Here is an 18758-nt window from a genome sequence, read left to right on the forward strand (position 1 = left end):
TGCGGACCTAATCGGAGCGAACAGGTGTCGCTGCCACTCCCCCCGGCAGCGTTCACCGGGAAACAGATAGGCCGCAACCCATGCCGTCGGCCTATCATCTGCCCCCACCGGAGCATGGGATCCTCTTAGCAGGAACCCCTGCTGTGAAGACTGCGCTTCCCACAAGTCGGCCACGTCGACGGCCGTTTGCGCCCAGCGCTCCTCCAACGGCAGTCGTGCGCCCTCACGCTGAACCATCCCGTTCGGACATCACCTCGGACGCAGACATGCGGTCATGCTACGGAAGAGCCGGAAAATCCGGATCGCCCGTCAGGGCAAGTCAGACCGTCTTGACTTCGACCCCGTCCTTCAAGATACTTCTTGCGTGAAGCATCCCCGCTGACGCGGCGAAGCGATCACTCCTTCCCGAATAGCTCGCCGAGCCGATGCCACGACCGCACGCGATGCGGTCCGATGGCGTCGGCTTACGCTGTTTTTGCAGGTCAGCTGCCAGATTTCACACGGACAGATACAGCGTATCAACGCCGATGAAACAGAACTGAAATCGCGCTCCCCGACGCTAGCCGTGCCTGGCATTCAGGCGGACGCCGACGGGCCGGCACAACCGGACGAAGCATCCGCTGCGCGCTGCCGGCATCCGCATAGGACCGATCTCGCACCGCCACGGGCCGGCACGCGCCACGCCGAGGACGCCGACGTCTCCCGCCCCCAGGTGCTTCTCCCCCTTGACCTGTGCTCCGCCGATTCAGGGAGATACCCCAGATGCTCAGATTCCACCGACGCCGCCTCGCGGCCTGCAGCGTCGCCCTGGCCGCCGCGCTGGCCGTCAGCGCCTGCGGCAGCAAGACCGGCGAAAGCGACTCCACCGGCGGCGTCACCGCCGACACCTCGGGCGACACCGTCAAGGTGGGCCTGCTCAACTCGCTGTCGGGCACCATGGCCATCAGCGAGGTCACCGTCCGCGACGCCATCATGCTGGCCGTCGAGGAGATCAACGCCGCGGGGGGCGTGCTCGGCAAGAAGATCGCACCGGTCGGTGAGGACGGCGCCTCGGACTGGCCCACGTTCGCCGAGAAGGCGGAGAAGCTGATCAAAGTGGACCGGGTGGCGGCCGTTTTCGGCTGCTGGACCTCGGCCAGCCGCAAGGCCGTGAAGCCGGTCTTCGAGGAGAACAAGGCGCTGCTGTTCTACCCGGTGCAGTACGAGGGCCTGGAGCAGTCGCCGTACATCTTCTACACCGGCGCGACCACCAACCAGCAGATCGTGCCCGGCCTGGACTACCTCAAGGCGCAGGGCAAGAAGTCGGTCTACCTGGTCGGCAGCGACTACGTCTTCCCGCGCACCGCCAACAAGATCATCAAGGCGTACGCGGAGGCCAACGGACTCAAGGTGCTCGGTGAGGACTACGCGCCGCTGGGCAGCACCGAGTTCGGCACGATCGTCAACAAGGTCAAGGCGTCCAAGGCCGAGGCCGTGTTCAACACCCTCAACGGCGACAGCAACGTGGCCTTCTTCAAGGAGTACAAGTCCGCGGGCCTGACCGCCGCGTCGATGCCGGTCGTGTCGGTGTCGATCGCCGAGGAAGAGGTCAAGAGCATCGGCACGCAGTACCTCGCGGGCCAGCTCACGGCGTGGAACTACTACCAGACCACCACGGGCGCGGCCAACGACAAGTTCGTCAAGGCGTACAAGGCGAAGTTCGGCGCGGACAAGCCGACCAGCGACCCGATGGAGGCCGCGTACGTGTCGGTCTACCTGTGGAAGGCCATGGTCGAGAAGGCCGGCTCGTTCGACGTCGAGAAGGTGAAGGGCGCGTCCGACGGCATCACCTTCGAGGCTCCCGAGGGCCTGGTCACGATCGACGGTGCGACGCAGCACATCCACAAGACCGCGCGCATCGGCAAGATCGGCGACGACGGCCTGATCACCGAGGTGTGGAACTCCGGCGGGCCGGTCAAGCCGGACCCGTACCTCAAGGGCTACACCTGGGCCGGCGGCCTGTCCTGATCCACCCGCGGCGGTGGAGTGGTCCTCGTGGCCGCTCCACCGCCCCGTCCCAGCTCTAGGCGGCAACGCATGACAGTGATCCTCGGGCAGCTGTTCACCGGCGTCAGCATCGGCGCGGTGCTGCTGCTCATCGCGCTCGGCCTGGCCCTGACCTTCGGCCAGATGAACGTCATCAACATGGCGCACGGCGAGTTCATCATGGCCGGCGCCTACACCACGTACGTGCTGCAGCAGACCATCACCGACGCGGGCCTGTCGCTGCTCGTCGCCCTGCCCATCGCCTTCGCCGTCGCGGGTGCGATGGGCGTGCTGCTGGAGTGGGCGCTGATCCGCCGCCTCTACACCCGGCCGCTGGACACGCTGCTGGTCACCTGGGGCGTCTCGCTGATGCTGCAACAACTGGCCCGGGATGTCTTCGGTGCGCCCAATGTGCAGACCAAGGCCCCGGACATCCTCACCGAGAGCACCTCACTGGGCGCGGACCTGAGCATCGCCAACAGCCGCCTGTTCATCCTCGGCTTGGTCGTGCTCGCCGTCGCCGCGCTGACCGCCGCGCTGAAGTTCACCCCGCTCGGCCGGCGTATCCGGGCCGTGGTGCAGAACCGCGACCTGGCCGCGGTCTCCGGCATCCCCACCGCCCGGGTCGACCGGCTCACCTTCTTCATCGGCTCCGGCCTGGCCGGGGTCGCCGGGGTCGCGCTGACGCTGCTCGGACCCATCGGCCCGACCATGGGCACCAACATCATCATCGACGCCTTCCTCGTCGTCGTGGTCGGCGGCATCGGGCAGCTCAAGGGGAGCGTGATCGTGGCCTTCGTGCTCGGCATGCTGCAGGCGATGGTCGAATACCTGACCACGCTCAGCGTCGCCAAGGTGATCGTGTTCATCGCCATCGTGGCGTTCCTGCAATGGCGGCCTCAAGGGCTGTTCACGCTGCGCACGCGGAGCCTGGCATGAGCGCGCTGACGAACCCGCGCGCACGGGCCTGGCTGGGCTTCGCGCTCGGCGCGGTGGTGCTGTTCGCCGCCGCCCCGGCGCTGCTGACCGACTTCCGGCTCAGCCTGCTGGCCAAATACCTCTGCTTCGCCATCGTCGCCGTCGGCATCGGCCTGGCCTGGGGCCGCGGCGGCCTGCTCACCCTCGGCCAGGGCGTGTTCTTCGGCCTCGGCGGCTACGCGATGGCCATGCACCTCAAGCTCGCCGACGCGGGCGAGGGCAACATGCCCGACTTCATGGAGCTGTACGGGCAGCTCGACGAGCTCCCGTCCTGGTGGGCCCCGTTCGCGAACCCCGTGTTCGCGCTCGCCGCCACGGTGCTGCTGCCCATGCTGGTCGCCTTCGGGCTCGGCTCGCTGGTGTTCCGGCGGCGGGTGCGCGGGGCCTACTTCGCCATCCTCAGCCAGGCCCTGGCCGCCGCCATGGTCATCCTGCTGATCGGACAGCAGGGCACCACCGGCGGCACCAACGGCCTCACCGACATCGAGGGCTTCTTCGGCTACGACCTCGACGACCCGGTCAACCAGCGCATGGTCTACTTCATCATCGCCGGGGTGCTGCTGGCCCTGCTCGCGCTCACCCGGCAGCTGATGAACTCCCGCTACGGCGAGCTGCTGGTCGCGGTCCGCGACTCCGAGAACCGGGTCCGCTTCCTCGGCTACAACCCCGCCAACGTCAAGCTCGTCGCGTACGTCGTCGCCGCCGGCATGGCGGGCCTGGCCGGGGCGCTGTTCGTGCCCGCGGTCGGCATCATCTCCCCCGCGCTGATCGGCATCGTGCCCTCGATCGAGTTCGTGATCGGCGTCGCGGTCGGCGGGCGGGCGGCGCTGCTCGGCCCGGTGCTCGGCGCGGTCGCCGTGGCGTGGGCGAAGACGGCCCTGTCGGAGCGATTCCCGGGCACCTGGACCTACCTGCAGGGTGCGATGTTCGTCCTGGTCGTGGCGTTCCTTCCCGGCGGTCTGGCCTCGCTGTGGGGCATGGTCAAGCGGCGGCGCGAGGCGGCCCCGCCCGCACCGGAGAGCACCGAGCGGGTTCTCGTGAAGGAGGTGGCAGCGTGAGGGAGTGCAGCGCGCGAACCAGCAGACCGGCTGCACATGCCGGCGACCGGAGGGAGGCGGCATGAGCGACGCGGCAGGCCTGTGTATCCGCGGGCTGCGGGTGGTGTTCGACGGCTTCGTCGCCGTCGACGGCGTCGACCTGGACGTGGCGCCGGGCGACATCCGGTTCCTCATCGGCCCTAACGGGGCCGGCAAGACGACCCTGGTCGACGCGGTGACCGGGCTGGTCAAGGCATCCGGCTCGGCGCGCTTCGGTGAGCAGGAGCTGCTCGGCCGGGACGTGCACCGCATCGCCCGGCTCGGCGTGGGCCGCACGTTCCAGACCGCGGCGCTGTTCGAGGAGCTGACGGTGCTGCAGAACCTCGACATCGCGGCGGGCGCGGGGCGCAGCCCGTGGACGATGCTGCGCCGCCGCGGGGCGGTGCCCGACGACGTGGCGTACGCGCTGGAGACGATCGGGCTGACCGAGCGGCGGGACGTGCTCGCGGGCACCCTCGCGCACGGGCAGAAGCAGTGGCTGGAGATCGGCATGCTGCTGGTGCAGAACGCACGGCTGCTGCTGCTCGACGAGCCCGTCGCCGGGATGAGCCACGAGGAGCGCGAGGCCACCGGCGAGCTGCTGGGCCGGGTGGCCGGCGACCGTACCGTGGTCGTCATCGAGCACGACATGGACTTCCTTCGCCGCTTCGCCGACACCGTCACCGTGCTGCACGCGGGCAAGGTGCTCAGCGAGGGCACTGTCGCGCAGGTCCAGGCCGACCCGAAGGTGCAGGAGGTCTACCTCGGGCACGCCACCGACCAGGACGAGCCGGTATCCCAGGGAGCGGAGGCGTGATGCTGCGGATCGAGGGCGTGCACGCCGGGTACGGGCGCAGCACCGTGCTGCACGGTGTCGACGTGACCGTCGACGACGGCATGGTGACCGCGGTGCTCGGGCACAACGGCGCGGGCAAGAGCACCCTGCTGCGGGCTGCGATCGGCCTGCTGCGCCCGAAGCAGGGCATGGTGCTGTTCGGCGGCGAGGACGTCACGAAGCTCGCCCCGCACGTGCGGGTGGCGCGCGGCATGGCGTACGTGCCGCAGGGCCAGCAGTGCTTCCCGCACCTGACCACGGCCGAGAACCTGCAACTGGTCGCCGACGGCCGGCGCGGCGGCAGGCAGGCGCTGGCGTCCGCGCTGGACCTGTTCCCGGCGCTGAACGGGCTCATGCGCCGCCGGGCCGGGCTGCTGTCCGGCGGGCAGCGCCAGCAGCTCGCCATCGCCCGTGCCCTGATCACCCGGCCCAAGCTGCTGCTGCTCGACGAGCCGACCGAGGGCATCCAGCCCAACGTCGTCGCCGAGATCGAGCAGGCGGTGCTGTCCCTGGCCGGCGTGGACGGGCTGTCGGTGCTGCTGGTCGAGCAGCATCTGGGTTTCGCGCTGCGCGCGGCGCATCGCTACCACGTGCTCGAATCGGGCAGAGTGACGTCATCCGGCGCGGGCGGCACCGGCGCCGAACCCGCCGTACGCGCTGCCCTCACCGTGTAGAAGGACGGTTCATGTTCCTCACCCAGCATGAGCAGGAACGACTGCTCATCCATGTGGCGGCCGACGTCGCCGAGCGGCGCCGTGCCCGCGGCCTGCTGCTCAACCACCCCGAGTCGGTCGCGATCATCACCCGTTTCCTGCTGGAGGGCGCCCGGGACGGGCGCACCGTCGTGGATCTGATGGACGCGGGGGCGCAGGTGCTCACCCGCGCGGACGTGCTGCCCGGCGTCCCCGAGATGCTGAAGGAGGTGCAGGTGGAGGCCACGTTCCCGGACGGCACCAAGCTGGTGACCGTGCACCACCCGATCCGATGATCCCGGGCGAGATCCTCTTCGGAGAGGGCCCGGTCGAGATCAACGTGGATCGGCCGATCACCACGCTGACCGTGGTCAACACCGCGGACCGGCCGGTGCAGGTCGGCTCGCACTACCACTTCGCCGAGGCCAACCCCGGGCTGTCCTTCGACCGCACCGCCGCCTGGGGACAGCGCCTGGCCGTGCCCGCGGGCACCGCGGTGCGCTTCGAGCCCGGCGTCACCCGCGAGGTCGAGCTGGTCCCCCTGGGCGGGGCGCGCGTCGTGCCCGGCCTGCGCGGCGAGTGCGGAGGAGAACTGTGAGCAGCCGGACACGGATAGGCGAGCCTCGCCGGGAAGGTATGTCGGTCGTGCGGCCACAACACGAAAGTTGTACCCACAACTCCTGGGTTGTGGCCGTCGGCACGACCCACCCACCGCCCGCCCGTCGGGAAGCCGGCGACGGCGCCGTGAGGCACGGCGGTCACGTTCGTTTGGGGGCACTGTGACGATTCTGGTCAGCCGCGAGCGGTACGCCGCGCTCTACGGCCCCACCACCGGTGACCGCATTCGGCTGGCGGACACGAACCTGCTCATCGAGGTCGAGGAGGACCGCTGCGCGGGCGGCGACGAGGCCGTCTTCGGCGGCGGCAAGGTGATCCGCGAGTCGATGGGCCAGTCCCGGGCCACCCGGGCACAGGGCGCGCTGGACACCGTCATCACCGGCGCGGTCGTGCTCGACCACTGGGGCATCGTCAAGGCCGACATCGGCATCCGCGACGGGCGGATCGTCGCGATCGGACGCGCCGGGAACCCGGACACCATGCCGGGCGTACACCCGGATCTGGTCATCGGCCCGGCGACCGAGGTCGTCTCCGGCAACGGGAAGATCCTCACCGCGGGCGCGGTAGACACGCACGTGCACTTCATCTGCCCGCAGCTGGTGCACGAAGCCCTCGCGGGCGGCGTCACCACGCTGGTCGGCGGCGGCACCGGCCCGGCCGAGGGCACCAAGGCCACCACCGTCACCGCGAACGCCTGGCACCTGGCCCGCATGTTCGAGGCCCTGGACACGTTCCCGGTGAACGTGCTGCTGCTAGGCAAGGGCAACACGGTCTCCGAGGAGGCCATGTGGGAGCAGCTGCGAGCCGGGGCGGGCGGGTTCAAGCTGCACGAGGACTGGGGCACCACGCCCGCGGCGATCGACGCCTGCCTGCGGGTCGCGGACGCGTCCGGGGTGCAGGTGTCGATCCACACCGACACCCTGAACGAGGCCGGGTTCGTGCAGGACACCCTGGCCGCGATCAACGGGCGGGCGATCCACTCGTACCACACCGAGGGGGCCGGGGGCGGGCACGCGCCCGACATCATCACGGTGGCGAGCCTGCCCAACATCCTGCCGTCGTCGACGAACCCGACCCGGCCGTACACCCGCAACACCCTGGCCGAGCACCTGGACATGCTGATGGTGTGCCACCACCTGAACGCGGCCGTGCCGGAGGACCTGGCGTTCGCGGAGAGCCGCATCCGGCCGTCCACGATGGCCGCCGAGGACCTGCTGCACGACCTGGGCGCGATCTCGATCATCGGGTCGGACTCGCAGGCGATGGGCCGCATCGGCGAGGTCGTGCTGCGCACCTGGCAGACCGCGCACGTGATGAAGGACCGGGTCGGCGCGCTGCCCGGCGACTCCAGCGCGGACAACAACCGGGCCAAGCGGTACGTCGCGAAGTACACCATCTGCGCGGCCATGGCCAACGGCCTGGAGGAGCAGATCGGCTCCGTCGAGCCCGGCAAGCTCGCCGACCTGGTGCTGTGGGACCCGGCGTTCTTCGGGGTGCGGCCGCACCTGGTGATGAAGGGCGGCATGATCGCGTACGCGCAGATGGGCGACGCGAACGCCTCCATCCCCACCCCGCAGCCGATCCTGCCCCGCCCCATGTTCGGCGCGTACGGCGTCGTGCCCGCCAAGACCTCGCTCGCCTTCGTCGCCCCGGCGGCGCTGGAGGCGGGCCTGGAGCTGGACGTCAAGCGGGCCCTGGTGCCCGTCGCGAACGTGCGCTCACGGGGCAAGGCGGACCTGCCGCACAACAACGCGATGCCGCATATCGAGGTCGACGCGGACACGTTCACCGTCCGCATCGACGGCGAGGTCGTCGAGCCCGACCCGCCGACGGTCCTGCCCATGGCCCAGCGGTATTTCCTCTTCTGATGCACCGCACCGCGTACCTGCTGCTGGCCGACGGGCGATTCCCGTCCGGCGGCCACGCGCACTCCAGCGGACTCGAAGCGGCCGTCGCGGCCGGCCGGGTCACCGACCTGGCCGGCCTGGAAGCGTTCCTGCACGGCCGCCTCTCCTACGCCGCCCCCGTCACCGCCGCCTTCACCGCCGCCACCCACCTCACCGCCGCGCGGATGGGAAGGGCACCTTCCGCTACGGAATCCGATGTGAAGGTGCCCTTCCTTTCCCTTGACCGGGAGCTGGAGGCGCGGACGGTTTCGCCGGCGCTCAGGCTCGCTTCGCGGCGGCAGGGGCGGGCGCTGTTGCGGGCGGGCCGGAACACGTGGCCGAGCGAGTTGTATGGGCAACTGCCCAAGCACCCCGACGGCCCGCACCAGCCGCTGGCGCTGGGAGTGACCACGGCCGCGGCGGGGCTGTCCGCCGAGGAGGCCGCGCAGATCGCCGCGTACGGGGTGCTCACCGGGCCGGCCAGTGCGGCGGTGCGGCTGCTCGGGCTGGACCCGTACCAGGTGCAGAACCTGCTGGCCAGGATGGCCGGATCATGCGACGAGATCGCGGCAGCCGCCGCGGCGGTCGCCCACAAGTCCCCGCAGGAGCTGCCGGCCCACGCGGCGCCGCTGGCCGACATCTCCGCCGAACTGCACGCCACCTGGGAGGTGCGTCTCTTTGCGAGCTGACCACGCCTACGACCACGACGAATCGGTGCCCCACACCCACCCGGAGCCGGGCGTCGACCCGCACCCGCCGCTGCCGCAGCTGGACCGGGCGGTGCGCATCGGCATCGGCGGGCCGGTCGGCTCCGGCAAGACCGCGCTGGTCGCCGCCCTGTGCCGGGCGCTGGCCGGGGAGCTGCGGCTGGCGGTGGTGACCAACGACATCTACACCACCGAGGACGCCGACTTCCTCAAGCGGGCCGGGGTGCTCGACCCGTCCCGCATCCGCGCGGTGGAGACCGGCTGCTGCCCGCACACCGCGATCCGCGACGACATCTCCGCCAACCTCGACGCCGTCGAGGAGCTGGAGGACGCGCTCGGCCCGCTCGATCTGGTGCTCGTCGAGAGCGGCGGCGACAACCTCACCGCCACCTTCAGCAAGGGCCTGGTCGACCAGCAGATCTTCGTCGTCGACGTGGCCGGCGGCGACAAGGTGCCGCGCAAGGGCGGCCCCGGCGTCACCACCGCCGACCTGCTCGTCATCAACAAGACCGACCTCGCCCCGCTGGTCGGCGCGGACCTGGCCGTGATGGACCGCGACGCCCGCGCCCGCCGCGGCACGCTGCCGACGATCTTCCAGTCCATCGCGCAGGATCCACAGGCGAGCCAGGTCGCCGACTGGGTACGCCACGTCGTCGCCCACGCCGCGGGCGCCCACGCGCACGCGCACGCCGGGGCGCACTGATGCGGGCGCTGGCCAGGATCGTCGCCGAGGCCGACGGCCGTGGCGGCACCCGGCTGGCGCGCCTGCGCGGTGAGCCGCCGCTGCAGCTGCGGCACACCCCGGACGGCTCGGCGACGGCGACGGTGCACCTGATCGGCAGCGCCGCCGGGCCGCTCGGTGGCGACGACCTGCGCATCGAGATCGAGGTCGGCGAGGGCGCGTCGCTGTGCGTACGCTCCGTCGCCGCCTCGATCGCGCTGCCCGGCCGCGACGGCACGCCGTCACGTACGACGGTCACCGCGGTCGTCGCCGCGGACGGTGAGCTGCGCTGGCTGCCGGAGCAGCTCGTCGCCGCGGCGGGCTGCCGCCACCAGGCGACGTCCACGGTGGAGCTGGCCGGCGGGGCCAGGTTGCTGTGGCGGGAGGAGCTGATCTGCGGACGGCATGACGAGCGGCCGGGCGATGCCGTGGTCAGCACCTCGGTCGACTACGACGGCGCTCCCCTGCTGCGCCAGTCGCTGACGATCGGCCCGGGTACGCCCGGCTGGGACGGCCCGGCCGTGCTCGGCGGGGCGCGGGCGACCGGCTCGCTGCTGCTCGTCGACCCCGCCGCCGCGCCCGCGCCGTCGGCCGTGCTGGGGGCCACCGCGGTGCGGATGCCGCTGACCGGCCCGGCGACGCTGGTCAGCGCCACCGCCCCGGACGCGCACGTGCTGCGCGGCTACCTCGACGCGTGACCCACCGCGGAGAGCGCTCTCCGAACGGGGGATGACGCGATCACCATCGAGGGTGTTCACTGGCGGCGTGCGTGTTTGGGAGGCCGACTACACCGACTTCGTCAGCGTCTACACGGGACGGCTGCGCCGCCTGGCGTACGCCCGCTGCGGTGACTGGGACACCGCCGACCGGCTCACCCGCCAGGTCCTGCTGAACGTGTACCGGCGCGGCAACTCCACCGTCCAGGAGCCCCCCGACGTCTACGCCGAAAAAGCCCTGCTGCACCTGCTCCGCCACGCCAAGCCCCCGGCCGACGTCGACACCGGCCCCGACGTGCTCGCGCCACCGGTCCCGTTCACCTCCGGCGAGCTCATCGCGGCCGGCCGGGCGCGGCGGCGGGTGCTGCGCGCCATCACCGCGGCCGTCTCCGTGCTCGGGCTGGTCGTCGCGGGCGTCGCGCTGTACCTGCTGCGCCCGGTCCCCGGTGGCACGCCGGTGCCCGAGGCCGAGGACTGCATGGCCGGGCTCCCGTCGCCGCCGTCGACCAGCGCCTCCCCGTCGGCCCGGCCGAGCGCGGTCGCCGACGGCGGCATGGACCGGTTGACCGCGCTGACCGGGGACCTGCCGCTGCGCAGCGCGTCGGTGATGCCCGAGCAGGCCCGCCGGGAGCGGCTGAGCTGCGAGGTCGCCGCGTACTTCCGCACCAAGGTGAATCCCACCGGCCTGGAACGGGTCGATCTGGGGCTGGACGACCGCGGGGACTTCCGGCCGATGGCCGCGCTGCTCGACCCGGAGATCGCCCCCGCCGCGCTGACGGTGGCGGTGCGGATCAGCACGGCCAGCGGCCAGGGCACGGTGACCATCTCGGTGGCCCCGACCGTCGCGCTACCCGACTCGCAGCACTGCGCGCGGCTCCCCATCTGCCGGCTGTCGAGCGTCACCGAGGAGGGCTGGGTCGTCGAGCAGTACGGCGTGCACGACACGCCCGACGCCGCGAAGGCCGGCTACCGCCTGGGCAAGGACGCGGACTGGTGGTCGGTGGCGGCCTACACGGGGCACAGCATGGTGCTGGTGACGATCACCAACTCGCCCGACGTCCGCGCCGCACTGCCGGCCAGCACCGAGTACACGCCGCTCGGCGAGCAGGTGACGACGCTGGCCACCGATCCCCGGATGGCGGTTTTCGACCCGCCCGCCTCCCCCACGCCGTCGGCGCCCCCCTCGTCCGAGCAGTGATCAAGCCGTCGATCATCCTCGGTAGTCGGCCCACTGCTGCTTCATCGCGGTCAGCGCGTCAGCATGCTTCTCGGCGAACCGGTCCAGCGCCGGTCGCGCCGCCGCCATGACATGGTTGCGCAGGTCGGTCCGGCAGGCGGCGTCGGTGTCGGCGGCCGCGCGCTCGAACGCCGCCGCTTCCGCCCACGCGGAACCGTTCGCCAGCTTCTTCCAGCCCAGTCCGGGATCGGGGAACCTGCTCTCGATCAACTGGTAAAGGTCGAGGTAGGTGCGAACGGGATAGCCGGCCTTGGCCATGCAGTCGCCGTACTCATCCAGCTTGGCCACGACGGCAGGGTTCTTCTCCTGCTCCGCGAACACCTTCTCCAGTTCGGCGACGAGTTCGCCCTGCCCGTCGGGAGCGAAGGCCGCGACGTCCGGCGCTGCCGTGATGCACGGCCCGAGAGCCGCACCGTACGCGGCACGCTCGGCTTCGGTCTTCAACACCCCGTACGCGTTATCCGCCGTCGCATCGGCTGCCCTGGCGACGTTCTGCTTGAACGCCGTGATGCCGAATCCGTGTTCGCCGAGCGGGGCCAGCGACGTCAGATCGTTGAGCACGATCGGCCCGGCGACCGGATTCTCACTCGGCGCCGCCGTGTACGAAAGTCCCTTGCCGCTCATGCAGTCGGCAATCGACTGCTGGAACGCCGCCACAGCCTTGGCCTCGGCAGCGGATCGTTCCTCGGGCGTGCCGAGCAGCGCATCGAGCAACTCCTGATAGGTCGCCGCTACCCCGGCCGAGGACGCCGTGGCGTCCTGGGCTGAAACCTTCGCGCAACCACTCGCCACGACGGCGACAGCGGTCGCCGATATGGCAAGGAGACCAACCGATCTCATCATCTGTTCGTCCCTGGCATCGGCGGGAGTGCTCGGCATGAAGCCCTCGCGGGCGGCTCAGTTCAGTGGTAGCACGCGCGCGATCCGGATCGACCGGCTGCCGCCCGCAGCCGGGTAGGCGGCGCTGCCGTCCGAGTATGCCTTGAACGCCTGGTAGTCGTGGTCCCTCACGTTGACGGTGAATTTGGCCCCCACGGTCTTGCCGGTGCCGGCGTCATACACCTGAGCGGCGATCGTCGAGCCTGACGCCCAGGCCAGGAGCATCCGGCCCGTGCCGTAGCCGACCAGGTGCGGGTGGCTCGACCTGGCCGCCGTCCTGACGGTGAGGTTCGACTTGCCGGTGGTGAAGCGCTCCAGCCGCACGCTGCCGCCCTGGCTCCACGCGGTCCAGTAGCCACGGGTCGCGGCGAGCACCAGGTCACCGCCGAACAGGCTGCCGTCGCAGGTTCCCGCGGCCACGGTCCGGTACGGATCCGGCTGCGCGATGCGGCAGGCGTTGTCGGTGGCGCACACCATCGCATAACGGCTGGTCCGCGGGTCCCATACGATGCGGGTCGTCCAGCTGTGGCTGCAGCCGACCTCGAAGCTGTCGCGGTGGCCGGACACCAGCTTGCCGTTCGCGTCGACGACCTGCATGCGGTCGCCCTCGTGGATGTCGACGCAGTCGCCGTTGCGCACGGTGATGGCCACCCCGAAGTAGGCGGCGTAGTTCTTGCCGTCGGTGGCGAGCCGGCCGTGGTGCTGGTACCACCAGACGAACCGCGCGCCGTCGTCGTAGCCCTTGCGGCTGCCGCTCAGGTTGGTGACCTGCCGCTCCCAGACCTGCTTGCCCGAGTCGTCGAAGCGGATCATGTGCATGGTGTTGCAGGGGCTGGACGAGCCGCCGCACAGCTTGCCTCCGCCGCAGTCGCCGCGGCGGGTGAGCAGCACGACGCCGCCGGTGCGGTCGGCGTGCACGTCCTGCAGGTCGATGCCGGCGAAGCTGGTGGGGGTGCCGACGAGCTTGTCGTCGCAGTCAAGGCGGCCCAGGTAGACGCGCTTGTCGGCGCCCAGCCACGCCAGCCAGGAGCCGCCTGCGGGCCGCTCCGCGATCGCCATGGGCAGCGGCTCGGTGTCGCCCTCACGCCCGTACCCGAGGACGGCGGAACTGATCTTTACCTCGGTGACCTTCACGACCGGCTTGGGTCCTACCGGCCTGGCGCAGGCACCGGCGGTCGTCACCGACGGCGACGCGGCGGGGCTCGGGGTCGCCGACGCCGACAGGCCCGGGGCGGCCGAGCCCTGTGACTGCGCCGGGGACGGCTGGTCCGAGCCGAACCAGGAACCCGGGGCGCCGGCGACGGCGAGCACCGCCGCGGCGAGCACGGCGACCGCGGACAGCCCTGCGGCGGCCAGCAGCAGACGCCGCCGGGACGCGCGGCCCCGGTGCCGGCCGGTACGGGATGACGGAGTGTCGCCGGTGCTCATACGCGTCCTCGGGGGAAGGCGCCGCCGACCGAACCGGTCGCGGGTTCGGGGCGACTCTACCGAGGTGTTCCGGTGGCCGCGCACGGTCCACACCGGACACGCAGCGGCAGCAGACGACTACCGGACGGATATGCGACGGCCCTCGCCGTATCACCGCTTCGCCGACACCGCTCTTCAAGCCGACAACACTTCGGCAGCAGGAGACAGACCATGCCACTCGTCAACGCGTCCATCCCGACCAACCTCGCCACGCTGGTGCAGCTCGGCGGCAGCAACCCGGCCACCGCGGCGGAGGGCACCGTCGGGCTCACCACCGATCCGGTGGGCCCGCAGGCGCCGCAGTGGACGATCACGGTGACCCAGAGCGGCAACGGCGACGCCGTACGCCACTTCGGCCAGCTCGCCGTCAACCAGAACTCCGTGCAGGGCACCAACGCGTCGCACTACCTGGCCGCAGGCACCTACGAGACCAACCTGGCGATCGACATGACCGCGTACGCCACGGACCCGGACGTGCGCAGGTGCCTGTGCCCGTTCGAGGGGTACGACGACGACCGCGTATACCTGCACCTGACCGCGCCGATCGCCCTGCTCAACCGGGACGCCGAGCTCGAGCACTGCGGCGACCACGTGTACGCGTACAACAACTCGCTGGCGCAGCTGGACAACGCGCTGGCGGCCGTCGCCGGGCGCCGGTTCGGCCCGTTCACCTCCGCCGCCGCCGCGACGGCACGGGTGACCTCGGAGATCGGGCTGGCGCTGCCGGTGGCGCTGCGCGGCGTCGCGATGACCCCCGCCGCGTGGGTCGCCGAGTACCTGCGGCTGTGCGGCGAGTCCTCGCAGCGCGACATCGCCGGGTACCACACGTTCGGGCTGCAGCTGCTGGGCGCGGCCCCGGCCGGCGCGATCACGTACCTGACCGGCGCGGCCCGCGACGGTGCGGGCGTGACACCGCGGTTCGTGCAGCTCACGAACGGCGCGACGGCGATCGGCGTACACCCGTCCGCGACTTTCATCGTGTAGTGCCGGCGGTGCGGGCGCCTCACTTCGAGGCGCCCCGCGCCCCGGCGGCCGGCGACGATTTCGCGAAGACATCTCCGCTTACGGGCGGTTTTTACTAGTCTGCGATACATGAGCTGGTTTGCGCATTCGGGGCAGCGTCTTGCCCTCGCTGCCGCCGCCGCGACGGTGGCCGTGCCCGTCCTCGTCACGGCGCCCGGGGCCGCGGTGGCACACGTCCCCGCCGACCGGGCCGCGAGCGCGCGTCCCGCGCAGGCCGCGTCCTGGCGGATCGCGCCCTGCCCCAAGCCCGCCGGACCGCGGGTGTCCGCGCCGACGCGCCCCTCGCCGCCCGCGGCCGACCCGGTCCTGCGCACCGTCGGCGGCGACCAACTGGCCACCGCGGGGCTGGCCGTTCCCGCGTCCGCGGGCGCGCCACCCGCCGTGACCGCCACCTCGTGGCTGGTCGCCGACCTCGACACGGGAGCGGTGCTCGGCGCGTGCGGCGCACACGAGTACGCCACCCCCGCCAGCGTGCAGAAACTACTGCTCGCGGCGACGATGATGGGGCGGCTCGACCCGGAACGCGTCGTCACCATCACCCGCGAGGACGTCGACATCGAGCCGGGCAGCTCGTCGGCCGGCCTGATCGAAGGCGGCCGGTACTCGATCGAGACGCTGTGGCTCGGGCTGCTGCTGGCCTCCGGCAACGACGCCGCGAACACACTGGCCCGGCTGGGCGGCGGCACGGCCGAGGGCGGGGTCCGCGAGATGAACGAACTGGCCGCCAAGCTCGGCGCATTCCAGACGCACGCGGTGACCCCGTCCGGGCTCGACGCGCCCGGCCAGTTCACCAGCGCCTACGACCTCGCCCTGATCATGCGGGCCTGCCTGGCCGAGCCGCTGTTCGGCAAGTACGCCCTCACCCGGTACACGCAGATCCCCGACCAGGGCAAGCACCACAAGGGTTTCCAGATCCAGAACCAGAACCTGCTCATCGACAACTACCCCGGGGCGCTGGGCGGCAAAACCGGCTACACCGACCTGGCCCGCCACACGTACGTGGGCGCGGCCGAACGCGACGGCCGGCGGCTGGTCGTCACCGTGCTCGGGGCCGAGTACGTGCCGCTGCGCGGCTGGGAGCAGGGGGCTGCCCTGCTCGACTGGGGCTTCGCCCAGCCCGCCGACGTCTCGGTGGGCCGGCTGGTCGACCCGGGCGCCTCGGCGGCGAACCCGTCGGCGGCGGCCCAGGCGGCCGACACTCCGGGCACCGGCACGAACGCGCTCGCCGACGCGGGCGGCACCGGCACACCGCCCCTGCTCGCCTTCGGCGCGGTGGTGGCGGCGGCAGGTCTCGTGCTCTCCGCGGCCGCCCGGCGTCGCCGCGGCAACCGGACGCGACCCCGCCACTGACCGAACCGAAGCCGCGGCACCCGGGTTCCCGGGTGCCGCGGCTTCGGTTCGCGGCTCAGCGCCGCGCGGCGGGCCGGGCCGGGGGCGTGATCCGCACCCGCTGCACGGGGCGGGTCTCGATGTCGCCGAGCTGCGCGCCGATCGTCGACCGCAGCTCGTCGTAGTCGGCGAACGAGTAGTCGTGGAACAGGGTGTACCCGGCCCACATCAGGTTCGCGCACACCTGCGGCGGCACCTTGCCCGTCGCCGCGCCCATGCCGACCAGCGCGATCGACGTGATGCTGCCGGGCTCGCGCTCGTTCTGCAGGTGCACGGCCTGGAACGCGGCGGCGCAGGCCAGTGCCACGTTGAGCGTCTCGCGTACGTTCTCCGCCGACTGGTTCATCGTCGGTGTCGAGATCAGGAACTTCGGATTCGCCGCACCGGAGGGCACGCACACCGCGCTGCCGATCGGCAGCGACCCGCCGAAGCCGTCCCGGATCGCCCGCTGGACCCGCAACTGGATGCCCGCGCCGAGGTGCCGCTTGATGACGGCGTCGACACCGCCGTTCATCTCACCATGCGAATTGGTCGGACTGACCCAGGCGTCCACCCGCTGCTCGATGATCGACCCTCGGAAGATCGTGACCTGTGGAGTGTCGGCGAACGCCGACTGCCACGCCTGCACCACCTTCGCGTTGACATCGCTCAGCACTACCTTGAGCTGGGGCTTCACGTCGTTGACAGTCATGGCTCGCTCCGGTCACGGGGAAGGGGTCGTCTTCAGCGCCCCGAAAGATAGCGGGCCGCACCGACGAAATCCGGGCCGTCGAATCGACATCCGGGAGTTGTCGTGGCCCGGTGTTAGCGTCCCGCGGCATCGACACCACACGTCATCTGCACGACCCGCCCGGGAGCACACCATGAGCGACAACGCCGCAACGACGCCGTCCGGTCAGGACGACCCGCTCGCCCTCGCCGAACTGTTCAACGGTGGAGGCGAGCCGTGGCTGCCGCTGCTGAAGCCGGTCATCGAGGCCCAGCATGCCGCGCCCTCCTTCATCGGCCCGGGTCGCGGCCCGCAGGTGGTGCCGGTCCGGGAGCTGACCTTCCAGGCGCTCAAGCCGCACCCGCCGCAGAAGTGGAAGGTCGTCGTCTTCGGGCAGAACCCCTACCCGCGGCCGGAGAGCGCCACCGGGATCGCCATGTTCGACAACACCTTCCACGACTGGAACGACAGCCAGTTCGGCAAGGTCATCACCATCCGCTGCATCATCAAGGCGGCGGCGATGTGGAAACACGGCATCCCGAAGAAGACGCCGATCGCCGACATCCGCAAGCTGCTGCGCGAGCACGACACGGTGCAGCCCCCGGAATGGTTCCAGGCGATGCTCACCCAGGGTGTGCTTCTGCTGAACGCGTCGCTGACCGCCAGCGCCGACGGCGCGATGGCCACCGACCAGCACACCGCCTTCTGGCGGCCGGTGGTGGAGAAGCTCGTCGAGGAGATCCTGCGGGCCAAGCAGCACGGCGACGAGCAGGACCGGGGCGTCGTGTTCGCCTGGTGGGGCGCGCATGCCCGCACCCTCAAGAACCTCGTGGTCCGGCTGCAGAAGAAGTACCCCGATGTCGAGGTCCGGCACATCGACCACCCGAACCCGGCGGCGCAGGGCGACATCTTCTGCGACGGGGACCACTTCGCCGCGGTCAACGAGGCGCTCCGCGGGCTCGGCGCCGACGAGATCGACTGGCTGCCGAGCAAGGGGTGGAACACGGCTACGGGCTCGGCCGGCTCGGACACCGCGGACCGGATGGGGGCCTTCATCGCGTCCACGATGGAGCTGCACAAGCTCTACCTGGAGCGGCTCGCCAGCGTCAAGGACGAGGGCCTGGCGCTGCCCGCGATCACCGGGGTCTTCGACACCCCGCTGATGGACTTCCGGGAAGCCGTCGCACCGGCCGCCAAGCTGCTGTCGGGCCTCGACTGGCACGTGGAGAGCTCGCACGACTTCGGCCGTCAGCAGGCCGAGCAGTCGACGGGCGGGCTGACCGCAGACGAGGTCGCGGCGCTGTATCTCTACACCTGCGAGTCGGCGTTCTACCGCCAGATCAACGCCACGCTGCGCCACCCCGACCGCAGCCGGATCGTGCCGTACCTGCCGTACCTGCGGCTGCTGTTCTCGGCCGTGTCCCGGCTGCCCGCCCGCACCGAGCCGCTGTGGCGCGGGGTGGCGATGGACCTTCGGGCGCAGTACCCGGTCGGCCAGACGGTCACCTGGTGGGGCGTGTCGTCGTGCACCTCGAAGCTCAGCGTGGCGCAGGCGTTCCTCGGCGGCCGCGGCAAGCGCACGATCTTCGAGGTCACTCCGGTGCGGGCGGTGGGCATCCGCAGATTCTCCGCGTTCACCGGCGAGGAGGAGTTCATCCTGACCCCTGGCACGCAGCTCACGGTGACCGACGTGCAGGCCGAGCGCAGCGGCCTGTGCACGGTGCGGCTGACCGAGCTGGCCGACCAGCACATGGTCGCGTGAACAAGGCGTGACCCGCCACGCCGCCGTGCTGCAGAGAA

Annotated in this window: 18 protein-coding genes; 15 read left to right on the top strand and 3 right to left on the bottom strand. The window is 71.3% G+C overall.

All coding sequences use genetic code 11. From position 1 onward, the window contains the following. Positions 1 to 762 precede the first annotated feature (762 nt). The 12 genes from urtA to F6W97_RS36800 all read left to right on the top strand — a co-directional run bounded on the left by urtA (position 763) and on the right by F6W97_RS36800 (position 11452). Complete coding sequence (urtA, locus tag F6W97_RS36745) at positions 763 to 2007, top strand: urea ABC transporter substrate-binding protein (RefSeq protein ID WP_155375188.1); 1245 nt, start codon at positions 763 to 765, stop codon at positions 2005 to 2007. A gap of 69 nt (positions 2008 to 2076) precedes the next feature. Continuing rightward, positions 2077 to 2964 (top strand): urea ABC transporter permease subunit UrtB, encoded by an 888-nt coding sequence (gene urtB / locus F6W97_RS36750; protein ID WP_155375189.1) that lies wholly within the window; start codon positions 2077 to 2079, stop codon positions 2962 to 2964. Continuing rightward, on the top strand, positions 2961 to 4061 hold the full coding sequence (gene urtC / locus F6W97_RS36755) for an urea ABC transporter permease subunit UrtC (RefSeq protein WP_230687276.1): 1101 nt from the start codon (positions 2961 to 2963) through the stop codon (positions 4059 to 4061). Before urtB ends, urtC begins: the two co-directional genes overlap by 4 nt. A 61-nt stretch (positions 4062 to 4122) precedes the next feature. After that, positions 4123 to 4896, top strand: a complete 774-nt coding sequence (urtD, locus tag F6W97_RS36760; protein WP_155375191.1) for an urea ABC transporter ATP-binding protein UrtD — start codon at positions 4123 to 4125, stop codon at positions 4894 to 4896. Next, positions 4896 to 5588: an urea ABC transporter ATP-binding subunit UrtE gene (urtE, locus tag F6W97_RS36765; protein ID WP_155375256.1), complete on the top strand. Its 693-nt coding sequence runs from the start codon at positions 4896 to 4898 to the stop codon at positions 5586 to 5588. The genes urtD and urtE overlap by 1 nt, the downstream gene beginning before the upstream one ends. 11 nt (positions 5589 to 5599) lie before the next feature. Beyond that, the gene (locus F6W97_RS36770; RefSeq protein WP_155375192.1) at positions 5600 to 5902 is read left to right on the top strand and encodes an urease subunit gamma; all 303 of its coding nucleotides are present in this window, start codon (positions 5600 to 5602) and stop codon (positions 5900 to 5902) included. Beyond that, a complete protein-coding gene (locus F6W97_RS36775; RefSeq protein WP_155375193.1) occupies positions 5899 to 6204 on the top strand; it encodes an urease subunit beta in 306 nt (101 codons plus the stop codon). The genes F6W97_RS36770 and F6W97_RS36775 overlap by 4 nt, the downstream gene beginning before the upstream one ends. A 181-nt stretch (positions 6205 to 6385) precedes the next feature. Beyond that, positions 6386 to 8092, top strand: coding sequence for an urease subunit alpha (locus F6W97_RS36780; protein ID WP_196279492.1), 1707 nt, complete (start codon positions 6386 to 6388; stop codon positions 8090 to 8092). Further along, positions 8092 to 8799, top strand: coding sequence for an urease accessory protein UreF (locus F6W97_RS36785; RefSeq protein WP_155375194.1), 708 nt, complete (start codon positions 8092 to 8094; stop codon positions 8797 to 8799). The genes F6W97_RS36780 and F6W97_RS36785 overlap by 1 nt, the downstream gene beginning before the upstream one ends. Further along, on the top strand, positions 8789 to 9520 hold the full coding sequence (gene ureG / locus F6W97_RS36790; protein ID WP_155375195.1) for an urease accessory protein UreG: 732 nt from the start codon (positions 8789 to 8791) through the stop codon (positions 9518 to 9520). Before F6W97_RS36785 ends, ureG begins: the two co-directional genes overlap by 11 nt. Further along, positions 9520 to 10236, top strand: coding sequence for an urease accessory protein UreD (locus F6W97_RS36795; protein ID WP_155375196.1), 717 nt, complete (start codon positions 9520 to 9522; stop codon positions 10234 to 10236). Before ureG ends, F6W97_RS36795 begins: the two co-directional genes overlap by 1 nt. Positions 10237 to 10303: 67 nt before the next feature. Continuing rightward, positions 10304 to 11452, top strand: a complete 1149-nt coding sequence (locus F6W97_RS36800; RefSeq protein ID WP_155375197.1) for an RNA polymerase sigma factor — start codon at positions 10304 to 10306, stop codon at positions 11450 to 11452. Between the two features lie 12 nt (positions 11453 to 11464). Here the strand turns inward: F6W97_RS36800 and F6W97_RS36805 are convergent, their stop codons facing one another. Further along, positions 11465 to 12370 (bottom strand): hypothetical protein, encoded by a 906-nt coding sequence (locus F6W97_RS36805; RefSeq protein ID WP_155375198.1) that lies wholly within the window; start codon positions 12368 to 12370, stop codon positions 11465 to 11467. 18 nt (positions 12371 to 12388) lie between these two features. Beyond that, positions 12389 to 13798 carry a hypothetical protein gene (locus tag F6W97_RS36810; RefSeq protein WP_230687277.1) on the bottom strand — a complete coding sequence of 470 codons (1410 nt, stop codon included), beginning with the start codon at positions 13796 to 13798 and terminating at the stop codon, positions 12389 to 12391. Between the two features lie 210 nt (positions 13799 to 14008). Between F6W97_RS36810 and F6W97_RS36815 the strand changes: the two genes are divergently transcribed. Both F6W97_RS36815 and F6W97_RS36820 read left to right on the top strand, forming a co-directional pair. Further along, positions 14009 to 14821 carry a hypothetical protein gene (locus tag F6W97_RS36815; protein WP_155375199.1) on the top strand — a complete coding sequence of 271 codons (813 nt, stop codon included), beginning with the start codon at positions 14009 to 14011 and terminating at the stop codon, positions 14819 to 14821. Positions 14822 to 14929: 108 nt separating this feature from the next. After that, a complete protein-coding gene (locus F6W97_RS36820) occupies positions 14930 to 16210 on the top strand; it encodes a D-alanyl-D-alanine carboxypeptidase family protein (RefSeq protein ID WP_155375200.1) in 1281 nt (426 codons plus the stop codon). Between the two features lie 55 nt (positions 16211 to 16265). Here the strand turns inward: F6W97_RS36820 and F6W97_RS36825 are convergent, their stop codons facing one another. Further along, entirely contained in the window at positions 16266 to 16940 is a 675-nt protein-coding gene (locus F6W97_RS36825) for a macro domain-containing protein (RefSeq protein WP_155375201.1), read from the bottom strand. A gap of 172 nt (positions 16941 to 17112) precedes the next feature. On the opposite strand from F6W97_RS36825, the gene F6W97_RS36830 reads away from it, so the two are divergent. Beyond that, on the top strand, positions 17113 to 18720 hold the full coding sequence (locus F6W97_RS36830) for an ADP-ribosyltransferase domain-containing protein (protein WP_155375202.1): 1608 nt from the start codon (positions 17113 to 17115) through the stop codon (positions 18718 to 18720). The last annotated feature ends 38 nt before the right edge of the window (positions 18721 to 18758 follow it).

The sequence above is a fragment of the Catellatospora vulcania genome (assembly GCF_009720385.1).
Classification (GTDB): Bacteria; Actinomycetota; Actinomycetes; order Mycobacteriales; family Micromonosporaceae; genus Catellatospora; species Catellatospora vulcania.